24 protein-coding genes and 1 tRNA gene are annotated in these 21,788 nt (G+C 72.7%); 19 read left to right on the top strand and 6 right to left on the bottom strand.

Annotated elements, in window-relative coordinates:
* The 4 genes from BS83_RS30010 to BS83_RS29995 all read left to right on the top strand — a co-directional run bounded on the left by BS83_RS30010 (position 1) and on the right by BS83_RS29995 (position 3,476).
* Positions 1 to 810 (top strand): 3-oxoacyl-ACP reductase, encoded by an 810-nt coding sequence (locus tag BS83_RS30010; protein WP_051944332.1) that lies wholly within the window; start codon positions 1 to 3, stop codon positions 808 to 810.
* A 122-nt stretch (positions 811 to 932) separates the two neighbouring features.
* On the top strand, positions 933 to 1,268 hold the full coding sequence (locus tag BS83_RS30005) for a hypothetical protein (protein ID WP_051944330.1): 336 nt from the start codon (positions 933 to 935) through the stop codon (positions 1,266 to 1,268).
* 9 nt (positions 1,269 to 1,277) lie between these two features.
* On the top strand, positions 1,278 to 2,474 hold the full coding sequence (locus BS83_RS30000) for a glutathionylspermidine synthase family protein (protein WP_037606559.1): 1,197 nt from the start codon (positions 1,278 to 1,280) through the stop codon (positions 2,472 to 2,474).
* 36 nt (positions 2,475 to 2,510) lie between these two features.
* The gene (locus BS83_RS29995; protein WP_037606556.1) at positions 2,511 to 3,476 is read left to right on the top strand and encodes a DUF2510 domain-containing protein; all 966 of its coding nucleotides are present in this window, start codon (positions 2,511 to 2,513) and stop codon (positions 3,474 to 3,476) included.
* Between the two features lie 66 nt (positions 3,477 to 3,542).
* Here the strand turns inward: BS83_RS29995 and BS83_RS29990 are convergent, their stop codons facing one another.
* Positions 3,543 to 4,748 (bottom strand): amino acid deaminase/aldolase, encoded by a 1,206-nt coding sequence (locus BS83_RS29990; protein WP_037606555.1) that lies wholly within the window; start codon positions 4,746 to 4,748, stop codon positions 3,543 to 3,545.
* A 113-nt stretch (positions 4,749 to 4,861) separates the two neighbouring features.
* On the opposite strand from BS83_RS29990, the gene BS83_RS29985 reads away from it, so the two are divergent.
* Complete coding sequence (locus tag BS83_RS29985; protein ID WP_037606553.1) at positions 4,862 to 5,596, top strand: SseB family protein; 735 nt, start codon at positions 4,862 to 4,864, stop codon at positions 5,594 to 5,596.
* Positions 5,597 to 5,730: 134 nt separating this feature from the next.
* A complete protein-coding gene (locus BS83_RS42345; protein WP_051944329.1) occupies positions 5,731 to 6,579 on the top strand; it encodes a hypothetical protein in 849 nt (282 codons plus the stop codon).
* 55 nt (positions 6,580 to 6,634) lie between these two features.
* On the opposite strand, the gene BS83_RS29975 is transcribed toward BS83_RS42345, so the two are convergent.
* Positions 6,635 to 6,982 (bottom strand): DUF1844 domain-containing protein, encoded by a 348-nt coding sequence (locus BS83_RS29975; RefSeq protein ID WP_037606552.1) that lies wholly within the window; start codon positions 6,980 to 6,982, stop codon positions 6,635 to 6,637.
* A 389-nt stretch (positions 6,983 to 7,371) separates the two neighbouring features.
* Between BS83_RS29975 and infC the strand changes: the two genes are divergently transcribed.
* From infC to BS83_RS29930, 9 genes are all read left to right on the top strand, one after another.
* Positions 7,372 to 8,157 carry a translation initiation factor IF-3 gene (gene infC, locus BS83_RS29970; protein WP_037610138.1) on the top strand — a complete coding sequence of 262 codons (786 nt, stop codon included), beginning with the start codon at positions 7,372 to 7,374 and terminating at the stop codon, positions 8,155 to 8,157.
* Between the two features lie 136 nt (positions 8,158 to 8,293).
* On the top strand, positions 8,294 to 8,488 hold the full coding sequence (gene rpmI, locus BS83_RS29965; protein ID WP_037606550.1) for a 50S ribosomal protein L35: 195 nt from the start codon (positions 8,294 to 8,296) through the stop codon (positions 8,486 to 8,488).
* 92 nt (positions 8,489 to 8,580) lie between these two features.
* On the top strand, positions 8,581 to 8,976 hold the full coding sequence (rplT, locus tag BS83_RS29960; protein ID WP_037606548.1) for a 50S ribosomal protein L20: 396 nt from the start codon (positions 8,581 to 8,583) through the stop codon (positions 8,974 to 8,976).
* A gap of 94 nt (positions 8,977 to 9,070) precedes the next feature.
* Positions 9,071 to 9,937: a TrmH family RNA methyltransferase gene (locus BS83_RS29955; RefSeq protein WP_037606547.1), complete on the top strand. Its 867-nt coding sequence runs from the start codon at positions 9,071 to 9,073 to the stop codon at positions 9,935 to 9,937.
* 65 nt (positions 9,938 to 10,002) lie between these two features.
* Positions 10,003 to 11,130, top strand: a complete 1,128-nt coding sequence (locus BS83_RS29950) for a sensor histidine kinase (protein ID WP_037606546.1) — start codon at positions 10,003 to 10,005, stop codon at positions 11,128 to 11,130.
* A 282-nt stretch (positions 11,131 to 11,412) separates the two neighbouring features.
* Positions 11,413 to 12,522, top strand: coding sequence for a phenylalanine--tRNA ligase subunit alpha (gene pheS / locus BS83_RS29945; RefSeq protein ID WP_037606545.1), 1,110 nt, complete (start codon positions 11,413 to 11,415; stop codon positions 12,520 to 12,522).
* The gene (gene pheT, locus BS83_RS29940) at positions 12,522 to 15,041 is read left to right on the top strand and encodes a phenylalanine--tRNA ligase subunit beta (protein ID WP_037606544.1); all 2,520 of its coding nucleotides are present in this window, start codon (positions 12,522 to 12,524) and stop codon (positions 15,039 to 15,041) included. The genes pheS and pheT overlap by 1 nt, the downstream gene beginning before the upstream one ends.
* 199 nt (positions 15,042 to 15,240) lie before the next feature.
* Positions 15,241 to 15,711: a MarR family winged helix-turn-helix transcriptional regulator gene (locus tag BS83_RS29935; protein ID WP_051944324.1), complete on the top strand. Its 471-nt coding sequence runs from the start codon at positions 15,241 to 15,243 to the stop codon at positions 15,709 to 15,711.
* Between the two features lie 61 nt (positions 15,712 to 15,772).
* Positions 15,773 to 16,636, top strand: a complete 864-nt coding sequence (locus BS83_RS29930; RefSeq protein WP_037610136.1) for a HipA family kinase — start codon at positions 15,773 to 15,775, stop codon at positions 16,634 to 16,636.
* A 40-nt stretch (positions 16,637 to 16,676) separates the two neighbouring features.
* Here BS83_RS29930 and BS83_RS29925 read toward each other — a convergent pair whose 3' ends face one another.
* Positions 16,677 to 16,958 (bottom strand): hypothetical protein, encoded by a 282-nt coding sequence (locus BS83_RS29925; RefSeq protein WP_037606543.1) that lies wholly within the window; start codon positions 16,956 to 16,958, stop codon positions 16,677 to 16,679.
* 74 nt (positions 16,959 to 17,032) lie between these two features.
* Between BS83_RS29925 and BS83_RS29920 the strand changes: the two genes are divergently transcribed.
* Positions 17,033 to 18,007, top strand: coding sequence for a 2-dehydropantoate 2-reductase (locus BS83_RS29920; RefSeq protein ID WP_037606542.1), 975 nt, complete (start codon positions 17,033 to 17,035; stop codon positions 18,005 to 18,007).
* Between the two features lie 131 nt (positions 18,008 to 18,138).
* Entirely contained in the window at positions 18,139 to 18,960 is an 822-nt protein-coding gene (locus BS83_RS29915; RefSeq protein ID WP_037606541.1) for a class I SAM-dependent methyltransferase, read from the top strand.
* Positions 18,961 to 19,350: 390 nt separating this feature from the next.
* On the opposite strand, the gene BS83_RS29910 is transcribed toward BS83_RS29915, so the two are convergent.
* A complete protein-coding gene (locus BS83_RS29910; protein ID WP_037606540.1) occupies positions 19,351 to 20,085 on the bottom strand; it encodes a DUF7873 family protein in 735 nt (244 codons plus the stop codon).
* A gap of 29 nt (positions 20,086 to 20,114) precedes the next feature.
* Positions 20,115 to 20,196 (bottom strand) — tRNA-Tyr (locus BS83_RS45810).
* Between the two features lie 343 nt (positions 20,197 to 20,539).
* Here BS83_RS45810 and BS83_RS42340 point away from each other — a divergent pair.
* Positions 20,540 to 20,908 carry a hypothetical protein gene (locus BS83_RS42340; protein ID WP_157597367.1) on the top strand — a complete coding sequence of 123 codons (369 nt, stop codon included), beginning with the start codon at positions 20,540 to 20,542 and terminating at the stop codon, positions 20,906 to 20,908.
* A 73-nt stretch (positions 20,909 to 20,981) separates the two neighbouring features.
* Here the strand turns inward: BS83_RS42340 and BS83_RS29900 are convergent, their stop codons facing one another.
* Entirely contained in the window at positions 20,982 to 21,179 is a 198-nt protein-coding gene (locus BS83_RS29900; protein ID WP_037606539.1) for a hypothetical protein, read from the bottom strand.
* Positions 21,180 to 21,275: 96 nt separating this feature from the next.
* Here BS83_RS29900 and BS83_RS29895 point away from each other — a divergent pair, with 96 nt between their 5' ends.
* Positions 21,276 to 21,785, top strand: a complete 510-nt coding sequence (locus BS83_RS29895; RefSeq protein WP_037606538.1) for a hypothetical protein — start codon at positions 21,276 to 21,278, stop codon at positions 21,783 to 21,785.
* The last annotated feature ends 3 nt before the right edge of the window (positions 21,786 to 21,788 follow it).

Below are 21,788 nucleotides of genomic sequence, written 5' to 3'. Positions count from 1 at the left end.
GTGACCGAAGCATCCCAGGGCAAGGCCCCGCAGGAAGAGGCCGTCTGCCGCCGCCTGGTCGGCCGCACCGCCGTGATCACCGGCGCCGGCTCCGGCATCGGCCTGGCCACCGCCCGCCGTCTGGCGGCCGAGGGCGCGAACGTCGTCTGCGCCGACGTCGACGAGACGGCGGGCAAGGCCGCCGCCGAGGAGGTCGGCGGGCTCTTCGTCAAGGTCGACGTCACCGACGCCGAGCAGGTCGACGCGCTGTTCAAGGCCGCGTTCGACACCTACGGCAGTGTCGACGTCGCCTTCAACAACGCCGGCATCTCGCCGCCCGACGACGACTCGATCCTCACCACCGGCCTAGACGCCTGGCGCCGGGTCCAGGAGGTCAACCTCACCTCCGTCTACCTGTGCTGCAAGGCGGCGCTGCCGTACATGCAGCAGCAGGGCAAGGGCTCGATCATCAACACCGCCAGCTTCGTCGCGAAGATGGGCGCGGCCACCTCGCAGATCTCCTACACCGCTTCCAAGGGCGGGGTGCTGGCCATGTCGCGCGAGCTGGGCGTGCAGTTCGCCCGCGAGGGGATCCGCGTCAACGCGCTCTGCCCGGGGCCGGTGAACACCCCGCTGCTGCAGGAGCTGTTCGCCAAGGACCCGGAGCGCGCCGCGCGCCGCCTGGTGCACATTCCGGTCGGCCGCTTCGCCCATCCTGAGGAGATCGCGGCCGCGGTCGCCTTCCTCGCGAGCGACGACTCGGCCTTCATCACGGCGAGCGAGTTCCTGGTGGACGGCGGCATCTCGGGCGCGTATGTCACGCCCGTGTAATCGTCGGCAGCCCTGAGCCCGCTCCTGCGGGGACGGCGGATAGGATCGCCGCCGTCCCCGACAGGTAAGCAAGAGGTAAGGGTTCTTACATGGCAGGCAGCGGCTCAGGCGGACCCCGACGCATGAGGTCGGGCGGCGTCGCCCTCGGCGTGGTCGGCGCGCTCGCGCTCTCGCTCACCTCCTGCGACAGCAGCCCCGACGAGCGCTGCGTGGACACCACGAACTACAAGACCGTCGCGGACAAGTACTGCGACAACACCCCCGGCCGCGGCTGGGCAGACACCGACCGCTACCAGTGGTACGAGTCCGGTTCCAGCTCCACCAGCCACGTGGGGGGATACCACCGCTCCTACCGCGGCAGCGGTTCCCGCGGCGGCACCGGCAGCAACGACGGCACCGGTCACGGTGTCACCCGTGGCGGCCTGGGCGGTCACGGCTCCGGCTCGCACGGCGGCTGAGCGCCCGTCATGCGACGCCACACGATCACCCCGCGCCCCGACTGGCAGCGGATCGTCGAGGAGCAGGGTCTCGTCTACCCGCTCACCCGCTTCCCCGACGACAGCCTGCGCCCCTACTGGGACGAGTCCGCCTACTACTCCTTCACGCTGCCCGAGGTCGAGGCGCTGGAGGAGACCGTCGCCGAGCTGCACGAGCTCTGCCTCCAGGCGGCCGACCACATCGTCGAGCAGAACCGCCTCGGCGAGCTCGGCATCACCGATCCCACCCTGGCCGCCCTGGTGCGCCGCTCCTGGCGGCGCAGGGACGAGCAGCCCAGCCTCTACGGCCGCTTCGACCTGCGCTACGACGGCACCGGCCCGGCCAAGCTGCTCGAGTACAACGCGGACACCCCGACCAGCCTGCTGGAGGCCGCCGGGCCGCAGTGGTTCTGGATGGAGGACCGCTTTCCCGGCGCGGACCAGTGGAACTCGCTGCACGAGCGCCTCGTCGACGCCTGGCGCCGCCAGGCCGCCTTGCTCGCGCCCGGCCCGGTCCACTTCGCCCACTCCAGTGCCGACGCGCTCGGCGAGGACCAGCTGACCTGCGCCTACCTCCTGGAGACGGCGCAGCAGGCGGGCCTGACCACGGTGCCGATCGCGGTCGAGGACATCGGCTGGGACTCGCTCTCCGGCCGCTTCGTGGACGAGCAGCTGCGCTTCATGCGCACGGTCTTCAAGCTCTACCCCTGGGAGTGGCTGGCGAGCGACGCCTTCGGCGGGCACGTCATCGACACCGCCGACCTGGGTGGCGGTACCGGGGGCACCTGCTGGATCGAACCGCCGTGGAAGATGCTGCTCTCCAACAAGGCGCTGCTGGCCGTCCTGTGGGAGCTCAACCCGGGCCACCCGAACCTGCTGCCCGCCCGGCTGGACGGGCCGGGCCCGATGCGTCGGTACGTGGCCAAGCCCCTGCTCGGCCGCGAGGGTGCGGGCGTGCTGATCGGCGGGGCCGACGGTGCGCCGGGGCCCGTTCCGCTCGATCCGGGGGAGCGGTACTGCTGGCAGGAGTTCGCTCCGCTGCCCGACTTCGAAGGCAACCGCACCGTTCTCGGGGCCTGGGTCGTCGACGGTGAGCCGGCGGGCCTGGGCATCAGGGAGTCGGCCGGACTCGTCACGGACGAGTACGCCCGTTTCGTCCCTCATCTGATCGTCGACAGCGCGGGCTGATCGGATGCTTATCGCCGAAAGGGTACGTTGCGCACTGTGAGTGAGACTTCGCCCCCGCCCGCGGGCTGGTACCCGGACCCCAAGCCCGCCGACGCCGCCCGGCCGGGAGAACGCTGGTGGAACGGTTCCGAGTGGACCGTCAGCACCCGCAGCGACGCGACCACGGTGTTCATCTCCGGGGAGCTGCCGCCCAAGCCCCGGCCGCGCCGACGCGGCCCGCTGCTCGTCGGCGTGACGGCGGCGGTGCTCGGCCTGGGCGTGGGCTCGCTGGCGACCTTCCTGGCGATGGACCACGGCGACACCAAGTCCGCGACGGCGGTCACCCGCCCGAACGGCAACGGCGGTGGCGGCAACGGCGGCGACGGCCTCAACCCCTTCGGGGGCGCCGGCGGCAACGGCAGTGGCGGCGGGAGCGGCGGCAACGGCGGGAGCGGCAACGGCAGTGGCGGCGGCACGCTGTCGGGCCTCGTCGTCGGCCTCACCGACGGGGTCAGCTTCCCGCTGCCCAGCGGCTGGACCGGCGGCACCACCAAGACCGGCCACGGCGTCGCCACCTTCGGCAGCTACACCTGCCCCGGCGCCACCTCGGGCTCCGGCGACACCTGCTCCCTCGCCGGGGCGAACACCACCACCCTGACCGCCCCGGTCGGCACCGGCGTCCAGGCCGCGGCGGAGGCGGACATCTCGGCGGCCGTCAAGGAGTCCTACGGCGACGTGACGGGCCACCAGGTGCTGCTCACCAAGAGCGTCACCGTGGCCGGCCGCCAGGGCTACCTGGTCCGCTGGCAGGTCGACGCCAAGACCGGCAACAACGGCACCGTCGAGACCGTCGTCTTCCCGAACAAGGCCGGCGACAAGCTCCTCGCCCTCCACCTCGGCTTCGACATCGCCACCAAGGCGCCCGCCCTCTCGGTCATGGACCAGATCGTCTCCGGCGTCGCCGACTTCTCCGCCTCCTCCCTCAACGGCGGCACCACCGGCACGCTCCCCGGCACCAGCTGACCCGACGACATGGGCCGAGGGCCGGGAACCGCGCGGTTCCCGGCCCTCGGCCCATGTGGTGCGCGCTCAGAGGAAGGTGCGCCCCTCGCCGCGGTACGTCGGGACGGTCGCCGCCACGCGGTCGCCCTCGACCAGCTGGAGCTGGTCGAAGCGCTCGCACAGTTCGCCCGCCTTGGCGTGGCGGAACCAGACGCGGTCGCCGATGCGGAGGTCGTCGGCGGGGGAGCCGAGCAGCGGGGTCTGGACCTCGCCGGCGCCCTCCTGGGCGTCGTAGTGGAGGCCTTCGGGGAGGTAGGGGACGGGGGAGCGGTCGGGGCCGGCCGCGCCGGAGGCGGGGTAACCGCCGCCGAGGACCGTCACCACGCCGACGCCCGGACGCCGCACCACCGGCTGGGCGAAGAGCGCCGCCGGGCGGCCGCTGAAGACCCGGTAGTTGTCGAAGAGGCGCGGCACGTACAGGCCCGAGCCCGCCGCGACCTCGGTCACGCAGCTCTCCGCGACCGTGCTCTCCACACTTCCGGTGCCGCCGCCGTTCACGAACTCCAGCTCCGCGACCTCCCGGACCGCGCGGACCACGGCCTCGCGCCGCTGCGCCAGCTCACGCCGCGCGGTCCGCTGCATCGCCTGGATCATGCGGGAGCGGAGCGGCCGCCCGGCGATGCTGTCGCCGACGCCCGCGATGTGTCCCTCGTACGCCATCAGACCGACCACGCGGAAGCCCGGCCGCTCTCCGACCAGCTCGGCGAAGGCGCGCAGCGCCTCCGGGGTGCGCAGCGGGGAGCGCCGCGCGCCGATCCTGACCCGACCGCCGAGCAGCTGCAGCGCGGTGTCCAGCTCCAGGCAGACCCGGATCTCCTCGGTGCCGGAGCTGCGGGCCGCGTCGATCAGGTCCAGTTGGGCCGGGTCGTCGACCAGGACGCTGATCGCCCCGGCCAACTTGGGGTCGGCGGCGAGCTCCGCGAAGGCCGCGCGGTCGGCGGAGGGGTAGGCCAGCAGGATGTCGTCGAAGCCCTCGCGGGCCAGCCAGACCGACTCGGCCAGGGTGAAGCTCATGATCCCCTGGAAGCCGTCCATCGCCAGCACCCGCTCCAGCAGCGCGCGGCAGCGCACCGACTTGCTGGCGACCCGGATCGGCTTGCCGCTCGCCCGGCGCACCAGGTCGGCGGCGTTCGCGTCGAAGGCCTCCAGGTCGACGATCGCCAGCGGCGCGTCGAGGTGGGCGGTGGCACGGTCGTAGCGTGCGCGGTCGTCGGCGAGGGAGCGGGTCACCATGGCCGAAGCCTGCCACAAGGACTTACCTGCGGGTAGGGGTTCGGAGGCACTAGTTGGTCGGCCGACCATGACGCCCGCGCGGGCGTCGGGCGGGCGTCGCGTAGGCTCACGGGGTGCAGCGCAAGAACATCCCTGACCCGGGGTTCGCGGGTGACGACGGATCGGCAGAGCCCGAGCTGGCGGCGGCGCTCGCGGCGTACGCCGCGGAGCGGACGCCCGAGACCGAAGAGGCGGTGCTGGCGCTGCTGGCGACCGCGCGGCTGATGGTCCCGATCGTGGCGGTCCTCGGCGAGGTCGAGACGGACGAGCACGGTCACCGCCACGAGAAGACCAGCGACATGGCCGTCCCCACCATCCAGACCCCCGACGGCCGCAAGGGCCTGCCGGCCTTCACGTCCATCGACGCCCTCGCCCGCTGGCGGGCCGACGCCCGCCCGGCGCCGGTCCCCGCCCCGCAGGCGGTGCAGGCGGCGTGGAGCGAGGGCGCGGACGCGCTGCTGATCGACCTGGCAGGTCCGGTCTTCTTCGAACTGCGCGGCGCGGCGCTGCGGGCGGTCGCCGAGGGCCGCGCGCACGTGTCGGCGCTCGCCGACCCCGCGGTCGCCGACGAACTCCGCCGCGTGCTGGCCGGGCATCCGGCCGTCCTCCGCGCGCATCTGCTCGCGGGCGCGCAGACGGACGCCCAGCTCGTCCTCATCGCCGAGCCTGGCACCCCGCCGGAGACCTTCCAGTCGGTCGCCGCGGCGCTGGCCGACAGCGAGCTCCTCCGCATCCGCCTCGACCGCGGCCTCGACCTGGCCGTCCTCGCGCCGAGCGGGAACGAGCCGCCGGCGTTCTACAGTCGCTGACGGCGCGCCACCCTGCGCGGACGGCGCGCGCGTTCGGGGTTCCACCCGTGCGGGCTGTCGAGGCCGGACGTCAGGGCCTAGGCTCGTCAGCCGATGCGGCGCGACGGTCGGGCCGCAGACTGGGGGACTCCCGGATGTCGTTCGACCCGCGCTACCAGGCCGCTCCGCCCGGTGTCATGCCGCCGCCCCCCGCAGGAGCGCCGGGGCGGCCCGGCGGCGTCGGCGCGGTGATCGCCGGCGTCGGCGCGCTGGGACTGCTGCTGCTGGAGCTGGTGCTGCTCATCGCCACGGTCGCGGTGGCCTCGGACCACCTCGGCGTCTTCGCCAACCTCGTGGGGTTCGGCGAGCACTTCATCGACGCGCCGATCCAGTTCGGCGCCTGGGACGTGGCGTTGTGCGGGGTCCTGCTGGCCGGCGCGATCGGGGTCTTCGGAGGACGCGACTGGGGTCGGCCCACGATCCTCGCGGGGGCGGTCCTGATCACCTACCCGGACACGACGCAGGTGCTGATGCAGCTGACCGGGAGTGACGCGTCCTACTTCTCGCGGGGCCACAACCTCTACTTCAACCTGATCATGATCGCGGAGATCCTGGTCGGGGTGGCGACGATCGTCGCGGTGGCGGTGACCTCGCTCTCGGCCCGCAAGCCCGGCACTCCGGCGCCGTTCGGTGCGGGTCCCGTCCCGCCCGGGGCGATGCCCGCGCCCGGCCGGCCCGTCCCCGGCGCGCCGGTGCAGCCGACGCCCGCGCAGCCGATGCCCCCGCAGCCGTTCCCGCACCAGCAGCCGGTGGCGGGCTACCCGCAGCACCCTGCCCCCGCACCCGGGCAGCCCGGCGGGTTCCAGCAGCCCCCGCCTCCCCGGGACCCGGTCGCCCAGCAGCCCACGCAGTCCGCTCCCGGAGTCCCGCCCCAGGCGGCCCCGCCGCAGCAGTTCCAGCAGCCGCAGCCGCCCGGCTACCCGCCGACCGCGCCCGGAGCCTGACCCCCGGCCGAGCCCCGTTCCGCGCCTGTGGGGGTGTGGAACGGGGCGACGCGCGTCAGCTGTAGACCGGGCCGGTGAACTTCTCGCCGGGGCCGGCGCCCGGGGCGTCGGGGACGAGGGAGGCCTCGCGGAAGGCGAGCTGGAGGGACTTGAGGCCGTCCCGCAGCGGGGCGGCGTGGAAGTTGCTGATCTCCGGCGCGCCCGCCGTCACCAGGCCGGCCAGCGCGGTGATGAGCTTGCGGGCCTCGTCCAGGTCCTTGTGGTCCTCGCCGCCCTCGGCCAGGCCCAGGTTCACCGCGGCCGCGCTCATCAGGTGCACGGCGACGGTCGTGATGACCTCCACCGCCGGCACGTCCGCGATGTCGCGGGTGAGGTCGTCGAATTCGGGGGTCTCGCCGTTCATGCGTGGGTCTCACTTCGCGGGGTCTACGCTCGGATGTCTCCCCGCAGTCTGCCGGAATCACCCCCGCGAGCGGGAATTCTGCGGTATCGCCGGACGCTGCTATGCTTGCAGACTGAGACCGGCCAGGTACCGCTATGCCGCCAGGCGTACGCAGTCCCGGCCCGCAAGTGGAGGCTCCAAGCTCCCACCCGCATCGACCTCACGGTCGTCGGGTCAACGGTCCGACGAGGCGCTGCGCCGCGCTGTCCACGACAGCAGGCGTCGCGTTCGACGTTGTTCGTTGTGCCATGGAGCTCCGCCTGCGCGTCATGCGGGGCTTTTTTCGTGCCCGCGGTGCACTTCTGTAACCGCGGCCCGAATGAAGCTCTGTGTGGCGGTACCCAGCCAGCATCGCGGCTGCCAACCCGGCAGTCGCGGGGTGCAACCGAGGAGGATCCATCAGCACCGAGCCCCGCATCAACGACCGGATTCGCGTCCCCGAGGTGCGACTCGTCGGTCCCAGCGGCGAGCAGGTCGGCATCGTGCCGCTGGCCAAGGCCCTTGAGCTCGCGCAGGAGTACGACCTTGACCTGGTCGAGGTCGCGGCGACGGCGCGTCCGCCCGTGTGCAAGCTCATGGACTACGGCAAGTTCAAGTACGAGTCCGCCATGAAGGCTCGTGAGGCGCGCAAGAACCAGGCGCACACGGTCATCAAGGAGATGAAGCTCCGGCCGAAGATCGACCCGCACGACTACGACACCAAGAAGGGTCACGTCGTTCGGTTCCTCAAGCAGGGCGACAAGGTCAAGATCACGATCATGTTCCGCGGTCGTGAGCAGTCCCGCCCCGAGCTGGGCTTCCGACTGCTGCAGCGTCTCGCGGAGGACGTCCAGGAGCTCGGGTTCGTCGAGTCGAACCCGAAGCAGGACGGCCGCAACATGATCATGGTCCTCGGGCCGCACAAGAAGAAGACCGAGGCCATGGCCGAGGCACGCGAGGCCCAGGCCGCGCGCAAGGCCGCGCTGGCCAGTGAGCCGACGCACGGCCGCCGCTCGGCTGCCGACGAGGCCGACGACGTGGAGGCGACCGACGAGGTCGTCGAGACCGAAGAGGTCACCGAGGCCCCGGTCGAGGCGCAGCCCGAGGCTGCCGCCGCCGACGAGGCCGAGGCCGGCACGGAGGCCGCGGCCAGCTGACGCTGCCGCGCCTGCACCACCCGGCTCCCGGGCAACACCGCCCGGAAGCCCCTGTCATCACGGAGCGCTCCCGCTCGCGTCGCCTCTTCCGAGGCGAACACGGGCGGGAGCGGAACGACGAGGAGAGTACGGCGACATGCCGAAGAACAAGACGCACTCCGGTGCCAGCAAGCGCTTCAAGCTCACCGGCTCCGGCAAGGTGCTGCGTCAGCGCGCCGGCCGCCGTCACCTGCTTGAGCACAAGTCGTCCACGCTGACCCGCCGTCTGGCCGGCACTGTCGAGGCGTCCCCCGCCGACGCGAAGAAGATCAAGAAGCTTCTCGGCAAGTGATCGCTGCCCTCCCCGGGCACGCAGATCCTTTCGACCACATTCGTAACCGGACCGTGTGACTCCCACCGCGGTCCTCATCAAGGAGTAATCACGTGGCACGCGTCAAGCGGGCAGTCAACGCCCACAAGAAGCGCCGGGTCGTCCTCGAGCTCGCCAGCGGCTACCGCGGCCAGCGCTCGCGCCTGTACCGCAAGGCGAAGGAGCAGGTCACCCACTCGTTCGTCTACAACTACAACGACCGGAAGAAGCGCAAGGGCGACTTCCGTCAGCTGTGGATCCAGCGCATCAACGCTGCGGCGCGCGCGAACGGCATGACCTACAACCGCCTGATCCAGGGCCTGAAGGCTGCCAACATCGAGATCGACCGCAAGATGCTGGCCGAGCTGGCCGTCAACGACATCGCCGCGTTCGAGGCGCTGGTCGAGGCCGCTCGCAAGGCTCTCCCGGCCGACGTCAACGCGCCGAAGGCCGCCGCTGACGCCGCCTGAGTGACAGGCATCGCACGTAGGTAGTGCACCGGGCCCGCAGGGGGTAACCCCTGCGGGCCCGTTCTTTGGACAGATCCCTGGAGTGACCACCGCGATGTCCCTGCCGCAGTCGCAGACCCAGCCCGAGCTCACCTCGCTCCGCTCCCCGCGGGTCAACGCCGCCCGGCGACTCTCCCGGCGCGCCCAGCGGAGCAAGGAGCGGCGCTTCGTCGCGGAGGGCCCGCAGGCCGTGCGCGAGGCGGTCGCCTTCGGGACGCTCGCGGACGGCAGCCACTCCGTCGTGGAGATCTACACCACCTTCGAGGCCGCCGAGCGCCACGCCGACCTGATCGCCCGGGCCCGGGCCGAGCGGGTGCCGGTGCTGACCGCCACGGACGAGGTCGTCGCGGCCGTCAGCGAGACGGTCACGCCGCAGGGGATCGTGGCCGTGTGCCGCTTCGTCGACCGGTCCTTCGCCGCGGTGCTCGCCGCGAAGCCGCGCCTGGTCGCCCTGCTCGCCAACGTCCGCGACCCCGGCAACGCCGGCACCGTGCTGCGCACCGCCGACGCCGCGGGCGCCGACGCCGTCGTGCTGACCGACGCCTCCGTCGACCTCTACAACCCCAAGGCCGTCCGCGCCTCGGTCGGCAGCCTCTACCACCTGCCGGTGGCCGTCGGCGTGCCGGTCGAGCAGGCCGTCGCCGGTCTCCGCGAGGCCGGCATCAGGGTCGTGGCCGCCGACGGCGCGGGCGAGCGCGACCTCGACGCCGAACTGGACGAGGGCACCCTCGGCGCGCCGACCGCCTGGCTGTTCGGCAACGAGGCCTGGGGCCTGCCGGAGGCCACGCGCGCTCTCGCCGACGAGGTGGTCAGGGTCCCGATCCACGGCCACGCGGAGAGTCTGAACCTCGCCACGGCCGCCGCCGTCTGCCTCTACGCCTCCGCGCGCGCCCAGCGTGCTCCCGGAGGGTGTCGTTCCTGACTGACGCGGGTGGGGCCTCCTTCGCTAGGGTGGCCATTCGGAGCCCCGGGGGAGGGAGCGTGGCCATGGCGAGTCCGGTGCCGCAGCAGCGGCGCGCGTCCGCCGGGGCGGAGGCGGGCGGACCGGTCGATCCCGAGGACCTGCCCGACGGGCTCCTCGTCGCGGACGAGGGCGGGCTGGTCGTGGTCTTCAACGCCGCCGCCGCCCGGATCACCGGCCTGCGGCCCGCGGCCGTCCTCGGCCGCCCGCTGGCGGAGGCGCTGCCGCTGGAGGACCTGGAGGGTCGCCGCTGGTGGCAGCTGACCGACCCCTACGGCGGCCTCGACATCCGCACCCGCCAGCCCGAGCGCAATCTGCTGCTGCCGGGCCCCGGCGGCCGTGAGGTCCTGGTCTCGGCCCGCTACATCCGTGCGGACGGCCGGACGGGGCCGGTGCGGAAGGTGGTCGTGGCGCTGCGCGGAACCGAGGCGCGCCGCCGCACCGAACGCAGCCACGCCGAGCTGATCGCCACCGTCGCCCACGAGTTGCGCTCCCCGCTGACCAGCGTGAAGGGCTTCACGGCGACCCTCCTGCAGAAGTGGGAGCGGTTCACCGAGGACCAGAAGAAGCTCATGCTGGAGACCGTCGACGCCGACGCCAACCGGGTCACCCGCCTGATCGCGGAACTGCTCGACATCTCCCGGATCGACTCCGGCCGCCTGGAGTGCCACCGGCAGCCGGTCCGGCTGGACGTCGCCGTGCGCCGGCACGTGGACGGACTGGTCGCGGCGGGCGTCCCGGCCGAGCGGTTCGTGGTGCGGATCGGGGACCCGCTGCCGCTGCTGTGGGCGGACGCGGACAAGCTGGACCAGGTGCTCGGCAACCTGCTGGAGAACGCGGTCCGCCACGGCGAGGGCACGGTCACCATCGAGGTCGAACCCGAGAAGGCGGAGGCCGCGTCCGGTCGCGTCCGCGAGGGCACGGCGGTGACCGTCAGCGACCAGGGCCCCGGCATTCCCGAGGAGTCCATCCCGCGCGTCTTCACCCGCTTCTGGCGCGGCAGCAAGCGCGGCGGCACGGGTCTCGGCCTGTACATCGTCAAGGGCATCGTCGAGGCGCACGGCGGCACGATCCGCGTCGACCGCGGGCCCTCGGGTGGGGCCAGCTTCCGCCTCGTCCTCCCTGCGGGCGTGCCGGAGGTCCTGCTCCAGTAACGGCGGACGGCTCAGTTGCACCCCGCAGGGGCCCGGGGAACTGCGCGAGAAACCACTGACATGCGGATGGCCCTGCTCGTTCGGCGCCCTACCTGCGTGGGTGGCTTGTCGCGCACGCGGTGAATCGAGCAGAGCCTCGCGCCGGAGGCGCACATCAGCAGGGCCCCGCGGTCCTGGGGTGGCCGCAACCGGCTCCGCGGTGAATAACCGCTGCGTGTCCGGCCTCTTCCGCACAGTAGACTCGACCTTTGGTCAGGCGTCGTCGCATATGGGAAGAGAGAGATGTCCGCACCCAACAAGTCGTACGACCCCGTGGAGGTCGAGGCCCTGAAGCCGGAGGAGATCGAGCGCCTGCGCGACGAGGCTCTCGCCGCCTTCGCCGCCGCCGCGGATCTCGACGCCCTGCACGAGGCCAAGGTCGCGCACATGAGCGACCGCTCGCCCCTCGCGCTCGCCAACCGTGAGATCGGCGCGCTGCCCCCGGCGGCCAAGGCCGAGGCCGGCAAGCGCGTCGGCGCAGCCCGCGGCGCGGTCAACAAGGCGTTCGCCGACCGCCGTGTCGAGCTGGAGGCCGAGCGGGACGCGCGTGTGCTGGTCGAGGAGGCCGTGGACGTCACGCTGCCCTACGACCGCGCCCCGCGCGGCGGCCGGCACCCGCTGACGACCTTCGCCGAGCGGCTGATGGACGTCTTCACGGCCATGGGCTACTCCGTCGCCGAGGGCCCCGAGGTCGAGGCCGAGTGGCTCAACTTCGACGCCCTGAACATGGGCCCGGACCACCCCGCGCGCTCGACCCAGGACACCTTCTTCCTCAAGGACGCCGACTCCGTCGTCCTGCGCACCCACACCTCCGGCGTGCAGATCCGCTCGCTGTTGGCCGCCGCCGAGCCGCCGGTCTACGTGATCTGCCCGGGTCGGGTCTTCCGCAGCGACGAGCTCGACGCCACGCACACCCCCGTCTTCAGCCAGGTCGAGCTGCTGGCCGTCGACGAGGGCCTGACCATGGCGGACCTCAAGGGCACTCTCGACCACATGGTCGCCAGCCTGTTCGGCGAGGGCATCAGCACCCGCCTGCGCCCGAACTACTTCCCCTTCACCGAGCCGTCCGCCGAGATGGACATGGTGTGCTTCGTTTGCCGCGGCGAGTCCGTCGGCAACCCGGACCGTCCCTGCCGGACCTGCTCCTCCGAGGGCTGGATCGAGCTCGGCGGCTGCGGCATGGTCAACCCGCGGGTGCTGGTCGCCTGCGGCATCGACCCCAACAAGTACAGCGGCTTCGCGTTCGGCTTCGGCATCGAGCGCATGCTCATGTTCCGGCACAACGTCGAGGACATGCGAGACATCGTCGAGGGTGACGTCCGTTTCACCCTTCCGTTCGGGATGGAGATCTGATGCGCGTCCCGCTTTCCTGGCTGCGGGAGTACGTCGACCTCCCCGCCGGTGAGACCGGCCGAGACATCCAGACGAAGCTGATCCGGGCCGGCCTCGAGGTCGAGACCGTCGAGCAGCTCGGCTCGGACCTCAAGGGCCCGCTGGTCGTCGGCAAGGTCCTCGCCATCGAGGAGCTGACCGAGTTCAAGAAGCCGATCCGCTACTGCCAGGTGGACGTCGGCGACGCGAACGGCACCGGCGAGCCGCAGAACATCGTCTGCGGCGCCCGCAACTTCGCCGTGGGCGACAAGGTCGTCGTCGTGCTGCCCGGCGCGGTGCTGCCCGGCCCGTTCCCGATCGCGGCGCGCGCCACCTACGGCAAGACCTCCGAGGGCATGATCTGCTCCGCCCGCGAGCTGGGCATGGGCGACGACCACGACGGCATCATCGTGCTGCCGCCGGAGTACGAGCCCGGCACCGACGCGATCGAGCTGCTGGAGCTGGTCGACGAGGTCCTGGACATCGCCGTCACCGCCGACCGCGGCTACTGCCTCTCGGTCCGCGGCGTCGCGCGCGAGACCGCGATCGCGTACGGGCTGCCGCTGCGCGACCCGGCCCTGATCGACGTGCCGCCGGCCAACTCCTACGGCCCGCTGGTCAAGGTCGAGGACCAGGTCGGCTGCGACCGCTTCGTCGCCCGCAGCGTCATCGGCCTCGACCCGCGCGCAAGGTCGCCGATCTGGATGCAGCGCCGGATCCAGAAGGCGGGCATGCGCCCGATCTCGCTGGCCGTCGACATCACCAACTACGTGATGCTGGAGCTCGGTCAGCCGCTGCACGCCTACGACCGGCACCGCATCGACGGCGCGATCACGGTCCGCCGCGCCGCGCAGGGCGAGAAGCTGCGCACGCTGGACGGCGTGGAGCGCACCCTCGACGCCGAGGACCTGCTGATCTGCGACAACAGCGGCCCGATCGGCATCGCCGGCGTCATGGGCGGTGCCGGGACCGAGATCGCCGACCCGGTCGTCGACCCGGAGACGGGCCTGGCCTCCGGCACGACCGAGGTCGTCATCGAGGCCGCGCACTTCGCGCCGGTCCCGATCGCCCGCAGCGCGCGTCGCCACAAGCTGCCCTCCGAGGCGGCCAAGCGCTTCGAGCGCGGCGTCGACCCCGAGGCCACCAAGGCCGCCGCGCAGCGCGCGGTGGACCTGCTGGTCATCGTCGCGGGCGGCACCGCCGAGGCGGGCGTCACCGACGTCGTGGCCCCGCGCCCGGTGCACTCCATCGCCATCGCCGCCGACCTTCCCGACCGCGTCGCGGGCCAGGAGTACGGGCGGGAGACGGTCGTCCGCCGCCTCCAGGAGGTCGGCTGCACCGTCGTCGGCACGGACGTGCTGGTCGTCACCCCGCCCACCTGGCGGCCCGACCTGACCGACCCGAACGACCTGGCCGAGGAGGTCATCCGGCTGGAGGGCTACGAGAACCTGCCCTCCACGCTGCCGAACGTCCCGGCCGGTCGCGGCCTGACGGACGCGCAGCGGCTGCGCCGCCGCCTGGGCCTCGCGCTCGCCGCGGCGGGCTACGTCGAGGTGCTGAACTACCCGTTCATCGGCGAGGCGGTCCTGGACGGCCTCGGCATCGAGGCGGGCGACGCGCGCCGGCAGACGGTCAAGCTCGCCAACCCGATCTCCGACGAGGAGCCTTCGCTCCGCACCACGATGCTGCCGGGCCTGCTCGGCGCGTTGCGCCGGAACATCGGCCGCGGCTCGACCGACGTCGCGCTGTTCGAGCTCGGCCGGGTCTTCCGCGTCGACGGTACGGCGGACACGCTGTACAACGCGCCGCGCCTGCCGGTGGACCGCCGTCCCACCGAGGACGAGATCGCGCAGCTGGACGCGGCGCTGCCGCGTCAGCCGTACCGCGTGGCCGCGGTGCTCGCGGGCAACCGCGTCGCCGACGGCTGGTGGGGCAAGGCGGAGGCCTGGACCTGGGCCGACGCGATCGAGGCCGCGCGGACGGTCGCGGACGCGGCGGGCGCCCGGCTGACGGTCCGCCAGGACCAGCACGCCCCGTTCCACCCGGGCCGCTGCGCGGCGCTGTACGTCGCCGACCGCCTGGTCGGCCACGCCGGCGAGCTGCACCCGCGCGTGGTCAAGGCGCTGCACCTGCCGGAGCGCACCTGCGCGATGGAGCTCGACCTCGACCTCCTCACCGAGGACGGCGCGGCCAAGCCCGAGGGCCCGAAGATCTCCACCTTCCCGGTGGCGACGCAGGACGTGGCCCTCATCGTCGACGCGGACGTCGCGGCGGCGGACGTGGAGTCCGCGCTGCGTGAGGGCGCGGGCGAGCTGCTGGAGTCCCTGCGGCTGTTCGACGTCTACCGGGGCGAGAGCGTCGGCGAGGGCAAGAAGTCCCTGGCCTACGCCCTCCGCTTCCGCGCGGCGGACCGCACCCTCACCGCGGACGAGGCCTCGGCGGCCCGCGAGTCCGCCGTGGCGGAGGCGTCGTCCCGCGTGAACGCGGTACTCCGAGGCTGACCGCCGAGCCCTCGGGCCGGTTGCGCCTTCCTCCAGGGGCGCGAGGAACTGCGCGAGCAACCATCCACCGCGGATGGCCTGCTCGTTCGGCGAGTCACCACTCAGGGTGGCTCGTCGCGCAGTTCCTCGCGCCCCTTTGGCGTTGCAACTGGCCTCTCTGCCAATTCTTGAGTACTCAAGTATCTGTTAAGCTCATCCCATGCCGGACCCCCTCGACACCGCGCTGCGCCTCACCCGCGCGCAGGCCGCGCTCGCCAAGCGCTTCGACGCCGTGCTCTCCAACCGCCACGGGATCAGCTACGCCGACTTCCAGGTACTGCTGCACCTCGGCGCCGCGCCCGGCGGGCGGCTCCGGCGGGTGGATCTCGCCGCGGCGCTGGGGCTGACCGCGTCGGGGGTGACCCGCGGGCTCGGACCGCTGGAGCGGATCGGGCTGGTGGAGCGGGAGAAGGACCCGCGCGACGCGCGGGTCGCCTACGCCGCGCTGACCGCGACCGGGCGGACGATGCTCGCCGACATGACCCTCAGCGCCGAGGAGGTCGCGGCCGACTGGTTCGAGACCGCCCGCTGGGGCGAGGGCGAGGTCGCCACGCTGGCGACGCTGCTGGCCGGGCTCGGCGGCACCGGGCGTCCGGCCACGACGAGTCCACCGGGGCCGACGGATGCTTGACTGGGTGGACCTGCTGTTCGGCCCATGCCTGTGGCCGGACCGACGAAGGGAGGCGGCGACGGTGACGACGCACGGTGAGCTCGCCGAGGTCACGGCGCTCGACTACGTGGAGCCGCTGCGCACCGGCGGTTCGCTGCCCGCCGTCGTGGAGACCGACGACTTCGGCACCTACGTGGTCAAATTCCACGCCGCCGCGCAGGGCCACAAGGCGCTGGTCGCCGAGGTGATCGTGGGAGAGCTGGCGCGCCGCCTCGGGCTGCGGGTGCCGGAGCTGGTGCTGGTCCGCTTCGACCCCGCGGTCTCCGCCGCCGAGCCGGACCAGGAGGTGCAGGACCTGCACCGGGCCAGCGCCGGACTGAACCTCGGCCTCGACTACCTCCCCGGAGCCCGCGACTTCGTCCCCGGCCAGGCAGGCGTCGACCTCGACTCCGTCGAGGCGGGCCGGGTCGTCTGGTTCGACGCCCTGGTCGGCAACGTGGACCGGACCGTCCACAGCCCGAACCTGATGGTCTGGCACCGTCGCCTCTGGCTGATCGACCACGGGGCCGCGCTGATCTTCCACCACCGCTGGGAGACGGCCGACGAGGCCGTCGCCAAGGTCTACGACTTCTCCGCGCACGCGCTCGGCGGCTATGCCCCCGACGTCGTGGCCGCCGACACCGCGCTCGCGCCGCTGGTCACCGAGGCGCTGCTGCGCGAGGTCGTGGCCGAGGTGCCCGACCTGTGGCTCGTCCCCGAGCCGGGTTACCCGACGCCGGAGACGCTGCGCGACGCCTACGTGCACCACCTCGCCGCCCGGGTCGCCCGCTCCACGGAGTGGCTGCCGCGCTGCTTCGCCTCCCCGGAGGAGCTGGCCGCGGCCGAGGCGGCGAAGCGCGCCGCGACCCTGGCGGGCCGGCCGGCCTGGCTCCAGCACGTGCGCTGACGGCGGGGGCACGGGGTCGGAGGCCCCGTGCCCGTCGCTCCTAGCGCGAAACGTGGTAGCACGCGACGTCGTACTGGGACGTCTGGCTGTAGTGCTGGCCACCCGTGCCGCCCAGCGGCGTGTTGATGCCCGGCTCGTCGAACGGCGAGCCCGGCGAGCCCGCCGCATGGCCGGGCGTGGTGCCTCCGGTGGACTCGATCGTCTGGCAGCTCTGCCCCGGCAGGCCGGTCCCGCTGGGGTTGCCGGCTCCGGCCCAGGCCGGCACCGTTCCTGCCAGGCTCAGCAGCGCCGTGAGGGACGCCGCCGCGATGATGCGTCGCATCTCTGCTCCTCCCTCTCGTCTCCTGACACAGTTCTCATGGGGGGTACGCGCCCGGTGTCGGGTAGGTTCACGGCATGCGGATCACAGTCGTAGGCGCAGGGGCAATCGGCGGGTTCATCGGCACGCGGCTCGCGGCGACGGGCGCGACCGTCGACGCGGTCGCCCGTGGCGCGACGCTCGACGCGCTGCGCGCCCACGGCTGGCGGGTCCAGCAGCAGGACGGGCTGGTCACCGCGCCCGTCCGCGCCGTCGCCCCGGCCGACGCCGCGGAACTGGGCCCGCAGGATCTGGTCGTCCTCGCGGTGAAGGCGCAGGCCCTGCCTGCCGCGCTGCCCGCGGTCACCCCGCTGCTGGGCCCCGACACCATGGTCCTGGCCCTGCTCAACGGCGTGCCGTGGTGGTTCTTCGACGGCTTCGGCGGCCCCTGCGAGGGCCGCACCCTCGCCTGCGTCGACCCCGGTGGGGTGATCGCCGCCGCGATCCCGACCCGCCATGTCGTCGGCAGCGTCGTGCACATGAGCTGCGCGACGCCGGAGCCCGGCCTGGTGCGGCACGTGGCGGGGACGGGGCTGATCCTCGGCGAGCCCGACCGCGGCGACTCGGCCCGCGTGCGCGACCTGGCCGCGCTGATGCGCTCCGCCGATCTGGACGCGACCGCCTCCGGCTCGATCCACGCCGACATCTGGTACAAGCTCTGGGGCAACATGACGACCAATCCGGTCTCCGCCCTCACCCGCGCCACCGCCGATCGGATCCTCGACGACGAGCTCGTCCTCGCCTTCTGCCACGCCGCGATGCGCGAGGCCGCCGAGATCGGCGCCAGGATCGGCTGCCCGATCGCGGAGACCCCGGCGGACCGGACCGTCGTCACCCGCAAGCTCGGCGCCTTCCGCACCTCGATGCTGCAGGACATGGAGGCCGGCCGGGAGCTCGAACTCGACGCGCTGGTCGGCGCCGTGCGCGAGATCGGGCAGGCGGTCGGCGTCCCCACACCGTCCGTCGACGCGATCCTCGGCCTCACCCGCCTCGCGGCGGCCTGCCGCGCGTAGGAGGACGGCCGGGGCCCGGGGGGTAAACCGCAGCCCAAGTATGTAAAGAAAGCGCCCGCGCCGTACGGCATCGCGTTGCTACCGTGGTCGGAACAGAGCAGGACGCCGGTGCCGTTCGGTTCGGGGGCGCGATGAGCGAGTATCTGTTGGCGGGTCAGGAGAGCGAGATCGATCGGCTGCGCCTGCAGTCGATCGTCTGGGAGCCCGCCGGACGCCGACTGCTCGAACTCGTCGGCGACGGGCGCGGCAGACGCGCACTCGACGTGGGCTGCGGCTGCCTGGGCTGGCTGCGGCTGCTCAGCGACTGGGTCGGCGAACTCGGCGCGGTCCTCGGCTCGGACATCGACACGAAGATGCTGGAACGCGCGGCGGGCCTGGCCGAGGAGGACAGCCTGGTCAACGTCCGCCTCATGTACGACGACCTCTTCGCGTCCGGCCTGGAACGGCGTGGTTTCGACCTGATCCACGCCCGACTCATGATCGCCCCGCTGGGCCGCGCCGAGGAGCAACTCACCAGCCATCTGGCGCTGCTGGCGCCCGGCGGCACGCTGGTCCTGGAGGAGCCGGACTGCGCCTCCTGGCGCTTCAACGCCCCCGCCCCGGCCGCAGAACGGCTGGTCGCCCTGATCGGCGAGGCCTTCGACGCCGCGGGCGGCGACTTCAACGCGGGTCGGTCCCTGCCCGCCCTGCTCCACGACCGGGGGCTGACCCCGCGGGTCCGCACCGAGGTCCTGGCCCTCGAACACGACCACCCGTACCTCCGCCTGCCACTGCAGTTCGCCGCGGCGTTGCGTCCGCGGCTGCTCGAGCTGATCGGCGACGAGGCCGCGCTGGACGCCCTGATCGCCGACGCCGAGCAGGAGTTGACGGATCCCGAACGCTGGGGGACCAGCTTCACCATGGTCCAGTGCTGGGCCCGCACGGGAGGCGGCCCGGTCACCGGCACCCGCTGAGCGCCAGTGAGACCCGGGAGCATATCCGGCTCCCGGGCCTCGTCTTTGCCACCTGCGGACGCGCCGGCACGTTTAAGAGCCCGGGTCATTCTCAGGTCGCCGTGTTCTGCCTTTGAACTACCCCCGCACGCTGGAGCGGGGAGCCGGAGTTGAACCGGCATCCGGCGAGTGTTGCCCGCACTCGGTCGATCCGATGCTGGATGGCGAATGCTGAGTCTGGAGCGAGAGTCTGAGATTGATCGCGGCGCCTCTACCCTTCTTGGGCTACCCCGGCGCGTGGTGCCGGGGGGAGGAGTCGAACCTCCGCTGGACCGCGTTCGTCACGACAAGCTTCAGCTTCAGCTTGCGCTCCTGGCGCACCCCGCCCGAAGACGGGGAGTCTGTGTGTGGCTACTCGAAAAGGTAGCCGAAGACGGCGTCGCCGATCCGCTGGTCGACGATCTCCGTGGCGTTGGCCTCCTCGCGGGCGAACTTGACCGCCTGCTGCAGCTTCTCCACCCGCTCCAGCAGTTCGTTGACCCGACGGGCCGGCAGCGCACCGGAGAACTTGACGGTGGTCCAGTAACCGATCGTCACGTCCTCGGTGTACACCTCGACCTGGGCCGGGTGCTTCTCGGTGGCCTCGGCCTTGACGTGGTTGCGGTAGACCTTCTTGGTGCGGTTGGTCCGCACCGCCTCGGTCCGCCAGCTGTCGGTGGACTCGTCACGGCTCCAGGACTCGGCCGCGTCCAGCACCGGCAGCTTCTTGACGAAGGTGTGCAGATCCACCAACTGCTTCTCCAGGAAGAGCAGATAGCCGACCGGCACGCCCGTCAGCAGCACCCGTCCGTCGACCTTCACCTCGGCGCGCGCGTGGCAGTTGGCCCAGTCCTTGGTGGCGGTCACGTCGAAGAGGCGGGTCAGCGACGCGGCGGTGCCGCGCAGGACGTCCTCGGCGTGCACCTGCACCCGCGTCGACTCGGGCGGGAACATCTCGCCCTCCTCGTCGCGCGGCTGGTACGTCCGCGCGATGCCGGTGAGCAGCGCGGTCTTCTGCACGTCGTGGTGAGCCTGGGTCAGGTCCGCGAAGGCCTTGGCCTTGACGCCCTTCTCCACGGCGATGATCTGGTTCAGCTTGGTGGCCATGACGGATCCCCCTGGGTCTGTGTCTCTCGTGGTGCGTCGCCGAGGAATCGAACCTCGCCAGCCCTGCGGGCGCGGGCTTTACAGGCCCACGTGTGTCCCAGCACTCGACGCTCGGTGCGGGAGGTCTCCCCCCGCTGCCATGAGACTAGGGAGCAGGGCGAGGCCCGGGCCACCGAATTTCCTTCACCCGTTCGGCGGCTCGGAGCCGACCCGGGCCGACCCGGCGTGGCGGCGTTGGCCGGACGTGCGCGAAGCGACGCGCTCCGCAGGTCGGCGGTCGAGGGCCCCGGCGACGGAAGTGCCTGGTGGGACGGGTCCCGGGGCCCCGGAATTGTCAGTGCCGGGCGAGAGAATGGACGTTGTCAGGGCGGGGCGCCACAGGGCGGGGCGCCGCGTCCTGCCGGTCGGCGCGGACGCCGGCCGGCTCGTCGAGCCATCTCTCCAGGAGGCCCCTTTGAAGAGCTCCCTCGGATCCGCTGTCTTCTTTCTTCCCCCGGGCACGCCGGGGCACGTCGCACGCAGTTGGAACCGCGCCGCGCTGGCGGCGCAGGTCGCCGTCCGGGCGGCCGCGCTCGGGCTCGGCGCCGACCTGACCGTCGAGCAGATGACCGGATTGGCCCAGGTGGTCAGGGACGAGGACGCAGGGCGCCCCCTCTCGCCGGCCACGCAGGAGGCCATCCGGGCCGCGCTGCGTCGTCCGCTCGGTGCGGGGGACGCGCCGGAGGACATAGCGGAGGCGGTCTTCACCCGCCTGCCCGACTCGCCCGTGCCGGTCGTCGGCGCCGACGGCCGCCGGTACTTCCTGGTCGCCGTGCCGGGCTGATCACCGACGCCGCGTCAGGCCGGCGGGCGGGCGCTCCCTCCCGCCCGCCGGTCCGCGCGGACCGAGGACGGTGTCAGGACCGCGCCCAGGTCACCTTGGTCACCTCGCGCATCGGGAAGGTCTTGAACCGTCCCGAGTCCGGGGGTGATTCGATGTGGACCCACGGCCCGTCGAACCAGATGTAGCCGGGGTGCGAGACGATCTCCGGCTGATGGTCGGGGCTGACCCGGCCCTGCGTGTAGACGACGCCCTGCCCGTGGAATTCCTGCATGGCCCCAGCCTGTACGGGTTCCGTGCCACCCGCGACCGGGGTGAGCCGCCCCGGTGACGACCACGCGGTCGGCCCCGGACACGGCAGGATGGGCGCATGCGTTCTCCCTTCGAGCAACCGAAGCCCCGTCAGGTCGAACCGGGGGAGTTCCCGGCCTGGGACCAGGCCCTGGCCCTGCTCAACCGCGACCTGGCGGCCACCCTGCCGGGAGAGCGGCCGCTGCAGCTGTTCGCGCTGCGGTCGGACGACGAGGCGGCGGGCAGGGAATGGGTCCACGTCGCGCTGGCCAACGGCGAGTGGCACGGCAACGCGCTCCAGCCGCAGTCGGTCGCCGACCCCTTGTCCGCGCTGGCCGCCGTCGCCGACGCCGCGCAGGAGACCGTCACCGAACGCCTCTGGCGCGCCTGGCCGCTCTGCGGGGAACACGACCTCGGCATGCATCCGCGCGCGTCCGACGGCCGACTGGTCTGGTGGTGTGCGGGGGAGCGCCCCCACGGGGGTCCCGAGCACGTCCGCGCGGCGGTGGGCGAACTCGACAGCGTGGTCCGCCGGGCGCGCCCGAACCGCCGCCGGCGCCCGGACCGGAAGAAGCGGTCCGGGCGCTGAGCG

It is taken from the genome of Streptacidiphilus rugosus AM-16, assembly GCF_000744655.1.
In the GTDB taxonomy this organism is placed as follows: Bacteria; Actinomycetota; Actinomycetes; order Streptomycetales; family Streptomycetaceae; genus Streptacidiphilus; species Streptacidiphilus rugosus.
This window is presented reverse-complemented; position numbering and strand designations above follow the sequence as displayed.